Source organism: Rhodococcus sp. NPDC059968, assembly GCF_042738615.1.
In the GTDB taxonomy this organism is placed as follows: Bacteria; Actinomycetota; Actinomycetes; order Mycobacteriales; family Mycobacteriaceae; genus Rhodococcus_F.
In genome coordinates this window covers 12,904-25,974 of record NZ_JBHWUE010000067.1, presented here as the reverse complement: position 1 = coordinate 25,974, position 13,071 = coordinate 12,904, and the positions used below count along the sequence as shown (strand labels likewise).

General features: G+C 63.4%; 12 protein-coding genes. 5 read left to right on the top strand and 7 right to left on the bottom strand.

Annotation, left to right across the window (positions count from 1 at the left end):
* Positions 1–95 precede the first annotated feature (95 nt).
* Genes ACFWAY_RS37450 through ACFWAY_RS37435 form a run of 4 tightly spaced genes read right to left on the bottom strand, consistent with a single transcriptional unit; the run spans position 96 to position 3,782 of the window.
* On the bottom strand, positions 96–974 hold the full coding sequence (locus ACFWAY_RS37450; protein ID WP_378514109.1) for an oxaloacetate decarboxylase: 879 nt from the start codon (positions 972–974) through the stop codon (positions 96–98).
* Positions 974–2,074, bottom strand: a complete 1,101-nt coding sequence (locus ACFWAY_RS37445; RefSeq protein ID WP_378514108.1) for a zinc-binding dehydrogenase — start codon at positions 2,072–2,074, stop codon at positions 974–976. Before ACFWAY_RS37445 ends, ACFWAY_RS37450 begins: the two co-directional genes overlap by 1 nt.
* Positions 2,075–2,106: 32 nt before the next feature.
* Complete coding sequence (locus ACFWAY_RS37440; protein WP_378514107.1) at positions 2,107–2,892, bottom strand: SDR family NAD(P)-dependent oxidoreductase; 786 nt, start codon at positions 2,890–2,892, stop codon at positions 2,107–2,109.
* Between the two features lie 23 nt (positions 2,893–2,915).
* Positions 2,916–3,782: an alpha/beta fold hydrolase gene (locus ACFWAY_RS37435; RefSeq protein WP_378514106.1), complete on the bottom strand. Its 867-nt coding sequence runs from the start codon at positions 3,780–3,782 to the stop codon at positions 2,916–2,918.
* 537 nt (positions 3,783–4,319) lie between these two features.
* Between ACFWAY_RS37435 and ACFWAY_RS37430 the strand changes: the two genes are divergently transcribed.
* The 4 genes from ACFWAY_RS37430 to ACFWAY_RS37415 all read left to right on the top strand — a co-directional run bounded on the left by ACFWAY_RS37430 (position 4,320) and on the right by ACFWAY_RS37415 (position 8,522).
* The gene (locus ACFWAY_RS37430) at positions 4,320–5,660 is read left to right on the top strand and encodes an MFS transporter (RefSeq protein ID WP_378514105.1); all 1,341 of its coding nucleotides are present in this window, start codon (positions 4,320–4,322) and stop codon (positions 5,658–5,660) included.
* 292 nt (positions 5,661–5,952) lie between these two features.
* Entirely contained in the window at positions 5,953–6,729 is a 777-nt protein-coding gene (locus ACFWAY_RS37425; RefSeq protein WP_378454889.1) for a hypothetical protein, read from the top strand.
* A 461-nt stretch (positions 6,730–7,190) separates the two neighbouring features.
* Positions 7,191–8,351, top strand: coding sequence for an MFS transporter (locus ACFWAY_RS37420; protein ID WP_378514104.1), 1,161 nt, complete (start codon positions 7,191–7,193; stop codon positions 8,349–8,351).
* Between the two features lie 27 nt (positions 8,352–8,378).
* Positions 8,379–8,522: a hypothetical protein gene (locus ACFWAY_RS37415; RefSeq protein ID WP_378514103.1), complete on the top strand. Its 144-nt coding sequence runs from the start codon at positions 8,379–8,381 to the stop codon at positions 8,520–8,522.
* 573 nt (positions 8,523–9,095) lie between these two features.
* On the opposite strand, the gene ACFWAY_RS37410 is transcribed toward ACFWAY_RS37415, so the two are convergent.
* From ACFWAY_RS37410 to ACFWAY_RS37400, 3 genes are all read right to left on the bottom strand, one after another.
* A complete protein-coding gene (locus ACFWAY_RS37410; RefSeq protein WP_378454887.1) occupies positions 9,096–9,599 on the bottom strand; it encodes a MarR family winged helix-turn-helix transcriptional regulator in 504 nt (167 codons plus the stop codon).
* A gap of 159 nt (positions 9,600–9,758) precedes the next feature.
* Positions 9,759–10,370 (bottom strand): SRPBCC family protein, encoded by a 612-nt coding sequence (locus tag ACFWAY_RS37405; RefSeq protein WP_378514102.1) that lies wholly within the window; start codon positions 10,368–10,370, stop codon positions 9,759–9,761.
* Positions 10,371–10,394: 24 nt separating this feature from the next.
* Positions 10,395–11,387, bottom strand: a complete 993-nt coding sequence (locus ACFWAY_RS37400) for a leucyl aminopeptidase (RefSeq protein WP_378514101.1) — start codon at positions 11,385–11,387, stop codon at positions 10,395–10,397.
* A gap of 369 nt (positions 11,388–11,756) precedes the next feature.
* Here ACFWAY_RS37400 and ACFWAY_RS37395 point away from each other — a divergent pair, with 369 nt between their 5' ends.
* The gene (locus ACFWAY_RS37395) at positions 11,757–13,052 is read left to right on the top strand and encodes an FAD-dependent monooxygenase (protein ID WP_378514100.1); all 1,296 of its coding nucleotides are present in this window, start codon (positions 11,757–11,759) and stop codon (positions 13,050–13,052) included.
* Positions 13,053–13,071 lie beyond the last annotated feature (19 nt).

Sequence of the window (13,071 nt, the reverse complement as noted above, 5' to 3'; positions counted from 1 at the left end):
TCCCGGGAAGAGGCGCGACCGGGAAAGCGTCCGTTGCGGAGATGAGGCACGCTCGGAAAGGACCGTAGTAGTGATGGTCACCGGTCCATGCGCGTCTACGCTTCGTGCGAATCGGCGTACCGGTTCTCGAGTTCCCGCATGGCAGGCAGGCCCACCAGGTCATTGAATCCGTCGAACGTGGGTGGCGGGATCTCGGCCTCGCCCGAGGCGCCGTCGGTGGCCAGTTCTCGAAGTGAGCGCTGCATCGCTGCCGTGGCAGCGAGAAGCGTCCCGATGGGCAGGAGGAGAATCGAGAAGCCTAGATCGGCGAGGTCGGTGAACGACAGTGGCGGCGATTGCCTCCCTTCCGGGACCTTGAAGACCAGTGGCGCCAACGGTGCGAGGCTCGATGCGATCTTCTCGATCTCTCGGACGTCATCCGGCGCTTCGACGAAGAGGATGTCGGCCCCGGCATCGGCATAGGCCTGGGCTCGCGCGATCGCCGCGTCGGTTCCTTCGATGGATGCCGCATCCGTCCTGCCGATGATCATGAGGTCTGAATCTTCGCGGGCGTCGACGGCCGCCCGAATCTTGCCGAGCATTTCCGCGCAGTCGATCACCTGCTTTCCCGACATGTGTCCACAACGCTTGGGGGTCACCTGGTCTTCGAGCTGGATGGCGGAGACTCCGGCCTGCTCGTAGGTCTGTACGGTCCGCATCACATTGATCGCGTTGCCGTAGCCGGTGTCGCCGTCGACGATGAGAGGAATCTGGACTGCGGCAGCCATACGTCGTGCGTTGTCAACCATTTCGCTGCCAGTCAGCAGGCCGATGTCGGGCTTACCCAGCAGAGCCGCCGAGACCGCGTATCCGGACATGAATGCAGCCTTGAACCCGGACTGCTGGACCAGGAGGGCCGACAGCGCATCGTAGGCGCCCGGAACAATCAACGGGCCGGGTCCCGTGAGGAGTTGGCGCAGTGCCCGACGAGCCATCATGCCTCCATACCGGGCTGGATGACCGCCTTGATCGGCTCATGACGTCCGACAGCCTCAATTGCGCTCTGCGCGTCCTCCAGCCCGAATCGATGCGAGACGACGTCGGTCAGTGGCAACTGCGCGTGGTAGCGCTGTGCCAGTTGGATCGTCTTGAAGATGTGCCTGGGTCGCGAGAGCGCGGATCCGATGATTCGCACGTTGTCGTTGTTGATCTTTCGAGGTTCCAGCATCGTGGTCCCGGGAGCCGACCATAGGCCGACGATGAGGTAGCGGCCACCACGTGCCACCAGTTGGGTTCCCTCCCCGAACGCCGCGAGCTTTCCCGCGGCCTCGATCACGATGTCGGCGCCCCCATCCATGACCTCCCTCGCGGCTGCAATGCGATCTGCGGAGGTGGCGTGCAAGTCGAGGTCGATGGTCGATGTCGCCCCCAGGCGCTTTGCCATGTCGAGTCTCGACGCCGGGGCTCCGATCACAACCACCTCGCCGGCCCCGGACAGGCTGGCGACTAAAGTCGCCGCCAGGCCGACGGGCCCAGCGCCCTGGACAAGCACTCTGTCCCCGAAGCGGATCTGGCCCAGGCGCTCCATGGCGTGCAGCACTGTCGGCATCGCGCAACCGAAGGCGATGACCGCCTCGGACGGGGTGTCCTCTGGAACCTTGAAGAAGGTCATCCCGTCCGGAAGAAGCGCGAAGTCGGTGTACGTCGCAAATGGCGTGAGCCGTGGATCACGGAACCGGCCGGGGGACTGGTTAGGGCACAGGGACGTGTCTTCCAAGACCGTGCATGCGTGACACCGGTGACATGGTTTCAGGGGAACCCAGTAGACGCGGTCGCCCTTCGCGAGGGGATTGCCGGCGCTGTCGGTTGTTGCTTCGGGCCCGGTCTCGACCACTCTGCCGATCCCTTCGTGACCGAGGACCATCGGCCCGGGCATGGGCACCTCACCGAGGTAGAAGTGGTAATCAGTGCCACACACTCCGGCCATTTCCACCGAGACCAGCACGTCGGCACCGGAGGGCGGGTCCACTGGGGACTCCCAGATCTCCAAGGGTTTGTTGGGCTCGACCAGGACGGCCCTTCTGCCAGTACGCATTTGCTGCATTACCGCCTTCTTCACGTGAGGTTTCAGATTGACAGGCCGCCGTCAGCCACAATTGCGCTGCCGGTGATGTAGGAAGCGGCAGGGGATGCCAGGAAGCCGACAACCGAGGCGATCTCGCTCGGCTCGGCCATGCGTCCGAGAAGCACCCGCGACACGAGGCCTGCGGCGCCATCTGCTTCGCCCGTAGCCTGGACGCGTTGTTCGCTCAAGGAGTTCATCATGCGCGTGTCGACCGGCCCCGGGCAGACCGCGTTGACCCGAATGCCGTGGGGCGCCAAGTCACTGGCTGCCGATCGAGTGAGACCCAGGACAGCGTGTTTGCTCGCCACGTAGGGTGCCAAGAGCACCGACGAGCGGAGCGCGGCAACCGAGGCGACGTTGACGATGGAGCCGCCGTCCGCGAGCAGCAGCGGCACCACGTGCTTGATGTTGAGCCAGGTTCCGCGTGCGTTGACGGCCCACACCCGGTCGAACTCTTCTTCGGAGTACTCATGGATCGCGCAGACGCGGCCCTCGATACCTGCGTTGTTGACCAGAAGCCGGATCGGGCCGAGTTCGGCCCCCGCGCTCTGCACGTAGTGCGCCACTGCCGCGCCATCCGTCACATCGGCGACGTACGTCCGGAGCTCCGCAGTCGGAACCTCTGCGCGGACCAGATCCGCCACGCGGTCCAACTGCTGCTGGTAGCGGTCCACGAGCGCCAGTGCGTAGCCGTCGTGGGCAAGTTGGACAGCGGTGGCGGTCCCGATGCCACCACCGGCACCGGTGAGGATCGCCCCGCGCGAACGTGTCGATTCAGATTCAGTCATTCAGTGTGTCCTCCGTATCATCGTTACTTGGTGTCCCAGTCGGTGAGTACCGAACGCAGCGCAGAGAGCGCCCGCTCTGGTGCGTCCCATAAGACCATGTGGCCGGCCCCCGGCACTTTCACAAATCGCGCCTTCGGGTTCGACAGCGTGGCTTCTTCGATGGATTGCCCGGATGCCATGGGGCTGTCGGCCCCGTAGATCAGCACGGTCGGCTCTGGGACTCCCGGCCAGAAGTCGAAGAAGTCGTCGCCCTCGAAGCCCTCGTGTGTTCGAGCGATGGCTTCGTCTGCGCAACTGGACAGCCAGCGAGCACGAAGGCCCAGTTCGCGTTGCGGCCAGGTCGGCCAGGTTCGCGCCATGTCCGCCGGGTCCAAGCCGCGCCTCGCTGCGACGAGTTGATCCTCGAAGTCGTGCAGCGTGACCGGGTACGGCCCGCGGCCTGGGCCGCTCGTCATCGGTGGGTCGACGAGGATGGTGCCGGCCAGTTTCTCCGCATCAAGGGATGCTGCGAGTCCTGCTACTCGGGCACCCATCGAGTGCCCGAACAGGAGCGGTGATTCAAGATGCAGGGAATCGATCACCGCGCGCGTGTCATCGACATAGTCCTTCAAGGAGTACGACTCGGCGCTGTCCGAGAGTCCTCGTCCTCGCATGTCGACGACAATGGGGCGGACGAGGTCGAGCAGCTCGCTCGCCACGAAGTCCAGTGTGATTGCAGGACTGGTGATTCCGGGCAACATCACCATCGGCGGTTTGTTCCCGCCGTAGTCGAGCACGTGGAGCCTCAGTGTTCCTGTGTCGACCCAGCGGCTGGTCGCCCGCAACGATGCGAGGTCGGCGAGGGCCGTTTGGAGGACGGCCCTAGGGCGGCGGACATTATCTGCGGACAACGGCTGCTCCTCGTCGGAGGTCGGGCGAACCCGAAGATAGTTTGTCCACTGATCATCTTGCGCGGTGCAGTCGTTGTCAACCCACATGTCCAGCGCTGGAGGGATTGTTCAGGGTTGCGCGGCGCGGATGTTGTAGCCCGTGTTGCGCCGGGACGGTGGGCCCGTCCACGCAATGATCAGTACGCAGAGCAAATCCTGCATTTCGATCAACAATGTTCGACACTCGTCCGTCGGACCGACTCGGTTCGAAGACCCCTCGGGCCAGAGACCTCCGGCTTGGAATCCGGCATTTAGGCTCCCTGGACCTGCATAGATGTGCGGTCGGACAGGCCTCTCGCCGCGCAGGCCAGGCTCGCCGGTCCGGCGGTGAGCCTTCGGAGATTGGATTGTCCAAATCCGCAGCACATCTCTTGCGGATGGAGATAGTCCGTGTTCCAATTACCTCCTCGAGCCGCGAGACGAACGTCACATAATTCGGGCGGGCGAAGGAAAGGCTGGCTACATCCAATGTCACAAACTGATCTTCCAAGGAGCGCCATGGCGACGGAATCAGCAGCAGCGAGGCCTGCCCTCGGGTCCGGTCCCACTGCCCGCAACCAGCGCCGCGCGTACCTGGCGAGCCTCATCGGCAGTGTCGTGGAGTTCTACGACTTCGCCATCTACGGGACTGCCGCAAGCCTGGTCTTCGGGTCGATCTTCTTCTCCGGCATGTCCCCGGCCGCTGGTGTGATCGCCTCGCTGGCGACATTCGCGGCCGGATACCTGGCGCGTCCGCTGGGTGGGGTCGTGTTCGGTCACTTCGGCGACCGAACCGGACGAAAGTCCGTGCTGATGATCACCCTGGTCCTCATGGGTGTCTCCACGATGGCCATCGGACTCCTGCCGACGACTGCCCAGATCGGTAGTCTCGCGCCAGTGCTGCTCGTGATCCTTCGTCTGATCCAGGGGCTTGCCGTCGGTGGCGAGTGGGGCGGTGCGGTGCTGATGTCGGTCGAGACCGGCCCGCAGAAATCTCGCGGACTCTTCGGAAGCGCGACCGGCGTCGGAGCGGCGCTCGGGGCACTGCTGGCAACCGCATCGTTCGCCGTCTTGGGACTTCTGAACGAGGACCAATTCATGAGCTGGGGATGGCGCATCCCGTTCCTGGCATCGGTGGTTCTGATTGCTATCGGCGCCTACATTCGAATGAACGTTCAGGAGAGCCCGGTCTTCGAGGCTTCTGTCGACGAGCGAGAGAATGAGACGAAGACCCGCAAGCAGGCGCCCTTTGTCCAGTTGATTCGCAACCACCCGGGACGGCTCGTGCTGGCGCTGTGCGTCTACGTCGGGCCGGTCATGGCCCAGTCCATCGTCAAGATCTTCGTCGTCTCGTGGGGAACGACCCACACCGACGCTTCACGCGGACTCATGCTGAACGCCCTCACCGCGTCTCTGGCCGTGATGGTTGTCGGTGTGCCACTCTTCGCCGCGCTGTCGGACAAAGTTGGGCGACGCGTGGTCTACGTGCCGGCAGCGATCCTGTTCGGAATCTTCTCGTTCTTGATCTTTCCCATGATCGACTCGGGCTCCGCAGCCCTCGTGTTCCTGGCCTTCTTCATCTCCATGGGCGTGATCGAATCCGCGTGCCTCGGTCCCGTCGGCGCGATCCTCAGCGAGGTGTTCCCGACCGAGTCCCGCTACACCGGTACGTCCTTGGCGTACCAGTTGTCCAGCATGATCGGTGGTGGATTCGGCCCCCTCGTCGCCGCGGCGTTGGCAATGACCCTTGATCTGGGCGTCATAGCGGTGTCGCTGATGATTGCAGTGTTCTGCGCGATCAGTGCCGTCTCCACGATGATGCTTGGAGACACCCGAAAGGCCAACCTCACCCGGGTGTGAGAGTGCCAGATCGTGATGCGCCCGAGAGTTGACTCCCCAAGTTAGTCCGTGTACAGATTATTTTGACGGCCAAGCGACGGAGTCAGGCGCCGTGGGAACAACAATCCAGCCTTCGAGAGGCTGCAAAGCGCGATCACCTCGTTCTTCGAAGAGCTGGCAGGGACGTCCGCGACGGGAATCCTCGAGGTGGGGCAGGCACAACTGCTGTTTCCTTCGTCGCGCTACGTCACGACATGCACGCCGAACGGGCGGTATGAATTTATTCGAAAAGACACAAGGGAGCTTGAGGGAAATGACGCACTGGTCTGCTGATTATGGTTGGCGTGGCAAGGTCGGGTTGATCTCTACACCGGTTATCGAGAACGCTCATGTCGAGCTCGCGCGTGTCGCTCCGGAGGGAGTGGGTGTATACCAGACCTTCCCGTACGTACCGAACTTCCGCGTGGATGCCACGAATATCAAGCGGGCAGTCGAGCAGCTCGAGACCTCCGCCGCTGCACTCGGCTCGGCCGGCGTCGATATCGTCGGCCAGGTCGGCACGCCGTTCTCGTTCGCCGGCGGTTCGGGTCTCGAGTGGGCCGAAGACATTTCCACAAAACTGGAAAAGGCCTCCGGGAAACCTGTCGCATTGATGGGCCTGTCCATCGTCGAGGCACTGCAGGAACAGGGGTACAAAACCGTCGCCATCTCATCGACTTACTACAGTCGAGAGCTGAGTGAGCGGTACACGCAATTCCTGGAGGCCGGCGGCATTCGTGTGCTGACCATCAAGAACTGGGTCGACCAGAAGCGCTTCCCCGACGAGGAGTCGGTGGACGGTAGGAACCTCTGGTACCCGGCCAGCTACGCGTACAAGAGTGCGCGTGAGGTCGCGGAAGAGGCTCCCGAGGCGGACTGCATCATCATGTCCGGCGCCGCGGTTCACACGATGGACATCATTGCGCCACTGGAAGCAGATCTTGGGAAGCCCGTGATTTCCAGCGACTCCGCATTCTTCTGGAAACTCCTCAGCCTCCTCGGCGTCCGCGAGACCTCCGGCGGCTGGGGCTCCCTCCTCGACAGCCTCTGATGCGCGTGCGGCGCTTCACCATCCGCCCAGCATCGAGCGCGTGGACCGGTCGCTGACATCAGAGGCGCGTCGGGCGCCGACTCCGGAAGAAGTTGTCGCCCGACGGCCGCGCCGCTGGCGGCGTCCGGTCCTGGACCACCGCGCGGGCCCTGTCGCCGCCAGACCCGGGAATGGCCGAGGCTCCGGTCTCGTTCAAGTAGTCAGGGCGCTGATGACAGCGGCTGGTCACTGCGACCGTGGAAGTGCCTGGGAGTCTGAGCGGGTAAAGCGCGGGAAGAATCAGTGATGGTGCGCACGTCAGTTCCGCTTGCGGGTGGAGATGGTGTGTGATCGGATTACCTCTGAATCGATTGCTGGTGAGCATGTCTCGATAGCTGCCTGGGCAGATCGAATCAGGACATATCACGCCCCGTGTCAGGAGTAAAGCCGGGTGTAGTGGTGGCAATTGAAGGAGGCATTGCGTGGAAATCAATGACGCGCGGACCGTCGAGTCCGAAACGGAGAGGGTCGCGACCCCCCGTGGGCAGGCCGCCCGGATCTATGCCGCGAGTTTCGTCGGCACCACGATCGAGTTCTTCGACTTCATCGTCTACGGTACGGCGGCGGCGTTGGTGTTTCCCCAGGTCTTCTTTGACGGGGTTCCCTCCGCAATGGGCATCGTGTTCTCCTTCGCGACACTTGCGATCGGTTATGCTGCCCGACCGCTGGGGGGCATCATCGGTGGTCACTACGGTGATCGGTACGGCCGCAAATCCGTGTTGGTCGCCACGATGGCCGTCATGGGCGTGAGCACGTTCCTCACCGGGTTGTTGCCACCGTCGGCCAAGATCGGCATCTTGGCACCGATCCTCCTCATCCTGCTGCGTGTGGTGCAGGGTGTCGCAGTTGGTGGTGAGTGGGGTGGCGCTGTGCTGATGGCGGTCGAGCACGCCGGCAAGGAGAAGCGGGGCTTCTCCGCCACCGCCGTTGCCATGGGCTCGGCATGTGGTGTCTTCCTGGCCTACGCATCGTTCGCCGCTCTCGGGTTCCTTTCTGAGGAGCAGTTCAACTCGTTCGGGTGGCGCATCCCGTTCGTGGCGTCGATCGCGCTGGTGATCGTCGGCATGTACATCCGACTGAAGGTCGAAGAGTCTCCAGTCTTCCTGGAAGCAAAAGAGGCGCCGACAGAGTCCGAGCGGCGGTTGCCGATTCTTTCCCTGATCAAGGAACAACCGGGCCGCACCCTTGTCAGCATCCTGACCTACACGGGGCCGTTCATGGCGCAGGCGATCTTGACGACCTACGTAATCACTTATGCAACAACGGAGTTGGGGATGCCGCGGCAGGTCTTCCTCAATGCCATGATGATCTCGCTGCTGGGGATGATGGCGATGGTCCCTGTGCTCGGCGCACTCTCCGACAGGATCGGGCGGAGGGCGATCTACGTTCCGGCCTGCCTGGCCTTCGGCGTCTTCTCGTTCTTCACCTTCCCGATGGTTGGAACGGGCAACACGTGGGTCATCTTCTTGCTCTTCATCGTGGGGATGAGCTTTCTGAACGCCGCGACGCTCGGCGTCGTCGGCTCGATTCTCTCCGAGGTCTTCCCCACCCGGCACCGGTACACCGGTGCGTCTGTGGCATAGCAGTTCGCCGGCCTGATAGGTGGTGGCTTGGGGCCGCTCGTCGCAGCGTCAATGGTCGGGAGCGGCATGCACGTGGTGTCGGTCGGGATCATGGTCGGGGTCTTCTGCGTGATCAGCGCGATCGCCTGCTACAGCCTGGGCGACACCCGCAAGCGCGAACTCGTGGACTAGCCAAGGTCGACCCGCCGCGACGCCCCAAGTGCCCCGAGCCCCTTGGCTCGGGGCACTTGGGATTGAACGGCGGATGACATCGACGAGGTGTTCGTCCTCAGGGCACTTCTGGAGAGCCATGGCGCATCGCACGCCGCGCCGACCATCGCTGAGGAACACCTTGGGGGAAAATCGAGCGCATGTGTGCCGGGGCAGAGTTGCAACGGAGCCTGACGAAACCTGACTCGAGCGCCCGAGTTAGGTCAACCATGCATTCCACCAACGGACCTGATCACCGCGGGAGTGCCCGGCTCGTTGCCTCGGTCTCTCCAGTCGTCCCGATGCCCTTGTTGCTCAATATGTTCGAGCGATTCTCCGACGAAGGTCCTTGGGCGCAGCCTCAACCATCACCGGTAGATCCGGGCAGCCTTCCGTGCCCGCAATCCGGGCTGGGCTGGTGATATCATGCATGGCCGCGCGATTCGAGGCGAGCCCGTAGACCTAGACGACTGGGCCGGCTACCGGGACGCCACCGGTCAGGTCTCGGGGCCAGAACGAAAGGTCTGACCTTGCGACGCCCCGGGCTGACACCGATCAGCCCTGTCGGTCCGCGACATCCTCCCAGCGCTGCGCGAGGGAATCCATCATCGAAACGACAATTTCCATCCCCAGGGGACCGAACCCCTCCATGAGCAGGCCGTCCAACTTCTGTGCACGTCCGACCAGATCCGTCACGGCCGCCTTCCCCTCATCGGTGAGGTACAGGAGTCGCTTGCGCCCGTCGTCGGCAGGGCGGACCCGATTGATCAGTCCGCGCTCCTCCAAACGGGTGACGATGCTGGCCATGGTCGATCGATCCAACGAGATCGAAGCTCCGACCATCCCCTGTTCGACTCCCGGATAGGTGCGAATGGCCATGAGGACGGCCACCTGCGGTCCGGTTGTCGTGGTGTCGACATGGGCGAGCCAAGCCGCTTGGTACGCCTGGTTGAGGCGACGAAGGAGGTGCCCCGGTGCCGACATCATGTCGGGTGGGGTTGGGTACTCACGCTTCTGATCGTGATGGTTCATAGCCGGAGTGTCTCGCTGCTTGGCCATGGGCGGAGGGTACGCCTGCCTGTCTGTCGTTTGATGGCTCCCCCGGCATTTGAGTGAATCGGCCGTCATATCGATCACCCGGCTCGGACTCGTCTCGCCGCGTCGACGACCACCAAGGTCGGTGATACGGAGTCAGACCCAGCAGCCCCACCTGGTGCCTCAACTTCGGACCCGTCCACGGACGAGTCGGTACCCGAGGGCGATCACCACTGTCGCCAGCGTCGCCAGCGCAGCCACACGGAGCGCCGGGCCGGCCGCAGCGCCGAGGATATTGAGCGAATCCGCTTCCTCCGACGCACTTGATGAGGCTCCCGGCTCGCCCGTGGCCCCATTGAGCTTGTCGGCCAATCGTGCGGCGAACTGGCCGATGATTTTGTCGGCGACGTCCGACATGATGCCGCGGCCGAACTGCGCCGGCCGTCCGGTGATGTTGAGATCGGTCACCATGGTGACATTGGTCCGCGCGGCACCGGCGGACTCCATGGAGCCTGTGACGACCGCGCGCGCGGATCCATTGCCGCTGGTGTCTCGCCCCTCAGCCTCGATCACCAGGCGTCGGCTCGACTCGTCACGCTTGATGTAGACCCCGGCGCCTTTGTACTTCAGCGAGACGGGGCCGAGTTTGACTCGCACACCCCCGGTGAACGAGTCACCTGTGTACTCGGTCAGGTCTGCGCCCGGGAAGCAGGGTGCGACGAACTCCGGATCGTTGAACGCCTTCCACACATCGTCGATCGGCGCTTCGATAGTGAACGTGTTGGTCAGTTCCATGATGCTCTCCTGGGTCTTGTCGTGTCAGCGGCGCGACGCGGGCCGGAGCTCGGGGACCGCGAGGTCGCCTTTGTCGACGATCAGTTCGTCGTCGAGGTACAGCGAGCAGTTGCGCATCGGAATGTCCATGTGGCACGGCGTGTCGTTGGGGCCGCCGAGCTCGTTGTTGGGCCCGGTGGAGATCATTACGTTGCCATAGTACGAACGGGTCTCGACCCCGATCACGTTGGGATCCTGCACCATCCCATGCCAGCGCGCGCGCTCGTCGAGTCCCCAACCCACATGGCTCATGCCGAAGCCACGCGGATCGGCGAAACCGTCGATGTGTGCCTTGACGAAGTCGGAATCGAGGCTCGAATGACCGTCGACTCCCCGGATGTCCACGATGAAGCCATTCTCGATCGTGAACTTGACCGGCGACTGCACGTAGGTGTCGAAGGGGTGGATGATGTCACCCGGGCTGAGCACGATTGTGCCGTCCACGCCGTCGTCGTCGGCGCCGGTGAAGGCGAACCCGCAGCCCCAGTGATCCCAGCGGCCGGGGGTGTCCGTGTAGCCGTACTCGGCCATCGCCGGGTACTTTCCGAGGCGGTAGGTGACATCGGTGCCGAGGTCATTGGTGATACGAAGGGACTTCGCCTCCGCCAGGTACTTCTGGGAGAGCTCGACGCGGTCTCGCAGTTCGTGCGTCGGGAAGAGACGTGCCAGGACCGGCACAGGCTCGATCGCGGAAAGGACGCGTGTGCCCGCGCCCTGGATCTCGAATTGCTCGGGGCTGAAGAGCATCAGCGCACAGTCGACGACCATGTCGGCCTTCTTCAATGCGTCCACGGCGAGCGGGTTGGAGCCGAGCCCCACGTCGCCGACCTGCCAGGCACCAGCCGGGTCGCTGGGGGCCGGCAAGCGCAAGTGGTACGTCTGGGCGCCCAGACGCTGCGCCGCCCACATGAAGGAGTCCGCGTACGCGGTCCTCTCGTCACCGCGTGTCAGAACGGCGATCGTCTCTGATTCGTTCACTCCGCAAAGCTTCAGTTCCTCCAGGCAAAGCTCGTTGAAGGCAGTCGGATTCATCGTGAAGACCCCTCTCGTGAGGTAGTAATTCGTACACGGACTATCGCATTGGACCCGATGCTTGTTTGCCGTCAATGTTTTGTCAAGCGGTATGGAGGCCTGCTCGAAGTCTCCGCACTGTGAGGCGTGTTTCAGCTCGGTGAACTGCGCGACGCGGGGAGGGTGGAGGGGTGGGGTTTTTCGTTCAAGGATGGCGAGTGTCGGGACATCTATTGCGAAACTCGTCAGTGTGCGTACTATCTAGGTGAGATAGTCGTCCTAGGAGGTAGTCATCAGAACCTCGGCACGGCACCCACCTTGTTTCAGGAGGTTCCATTGAGTAACCATATTCACAGAGTCGTTATCGCGGGCGGAGGCCTCGGTGGTCTCACCGCGGCCTACCTGCTGCGCAGTGTCGGCATGAAGGTCACCGTGCTGGAGCAGGCCAACGAACTCGGGGAGGTCGGTGCCGGCATCCAGACCGCGCCCAACGCGAGCCGAATCCTGATCAACGCCGGACTGCGGCCCCAGCTCGAGGCGATAAAGACGGAACCCACCAGTCAGGTGCGTCGACGGTGGAGTGACGGCAAGATCCTCGCCAGTCGGCCGCTCGGCGACACCCTGTGGCAAGAGTTCGGGGCGCCGTACTGGCACTTCCACCGCGCGGACCTTCACCAGATGCTCGTCGATGTGTGCTCGGATCCCACGTTGCCCGGACCCGTTGTCGACCTGCACACGAACTCGAAGGTGGCCACCGCCGACCAGTCGAACCCGGCGCTTCCGGTGGCAATCACCGAGGACGGCCGCAGATACGAGGGTGATGTCCTCATCGGGGCTGACGGAGTGCATTCACGCGTGCGTGCCGCCATGGGTATGAGCGAAGAGGAGGACCTCCTCTTCTCCGGGCAGATGGTGTTCCGGGCGATGGTCCCGGGTGAGAAGTTGAAGGCGGACCCCGCTACCCGCTTCCTGTGGGACAGCTTCCATTCGACAATGTGGTACGGCCCTGGTCGGCATCTGGTTCACTACTTCATCCGTGGTGGTGAGTACCTGAACGTGGCCGCGGCCCTCTCCAGTGATGTGAATCTGGACAAGGGCTGGACCGAAGAGACGACAGCCGAGGAATTCATCAGGGCATTCGGCGACTGGGACTCGCGGATCGCTTCGATCCTGGAGAAGGCCGAGGGGCCGATCCTAAAGTGGGCCCTCTTCGCGCACCGTTGCAATCCGGTCTGGGTCCAGGGGCATGTCGGACTCCTCGGCGATGCCGCACATGCGATGGTGCCGTTCCAGGCTCAGGGTGCCTCGCAGGCGATCGAGGATGCGGCCGTGCTCGCAGAGGAACTCGCCGTCGTCGACAAGGACCAGATCTCGGCTGCTCTGCTGCGCTACGGCGCAAAGCGCGCCAAGCGGGCGGGGATGGTGCAGGAGGCTTCGGCGCAGAACGCCCACCTGTACCAACTGCCAGACGGACCCGAGCAGGAGGTCCGGGACGAGAAGCTGGCAAGATTCGAGGGAGAGTCGGACGTCTCCTATGAGTGGCTCTGGAACGGAAGGCACGAACCGATGTCCCCGGCGTATGTCTTCAGCAAGGGGGACCGCCCGGCTCTTGCGAGATTGCAGGACGAATGATCACTCCGTTTCATGCGAC